A 310-nucleotide genomic window follows, 5' to 3' on the forward strand; every position below is an offset into this window, starting at 1 on the left:
CCGTGGCCGCCACCCCGGCGACCCGCCGCGTCCTGGTGCTGGACGGCGACCCGGGGTCCTGGCTCCCGCCCGGCTTCGACGTCGTACGGCAGTGCGCGGGCGGTCTGGACGAACGCCTCGCGGACGCCTTCGCCGCGTGCGACGGGCCGGCCCTGCTGATCGGCATGGACACCCCGCAGGTGACGCCGGAGCTGCTCACCGTGGACTTCGCGGGCCACGACGCGTACTTCGGGCCCGCCGAGGACGGCGGTTTCTGGGCGCTCGGGCTGGCCTGCCCCGACCCCGCGCTGCTCCGGGGCGTGCCCATGTC

The 310-nt window shown here is 76.8% G+C and carries 1 protein-coding gene; it reads left to right on the plus strand.

Annotated features, from left to right (window positions below):
- A partial coding sequence (locus AOK08_RS32480; RefSeq protein WP_157876881.1) for a TIGR04282 family arsenosugar biosynthesis glycosyltransferase occupies window positions 1-310 on the plus strand: 310 nt, incomplete at both ends.

The organism is Streptomyces graminilatus (assembly GCF_001418565.1).
Classification (GTDB): Bacteria; Actinomycetota; Actinomycetes; order Streptomycetales; family Streptomycetaceae; genus Streptomyces; species Streptomyces graminilatus.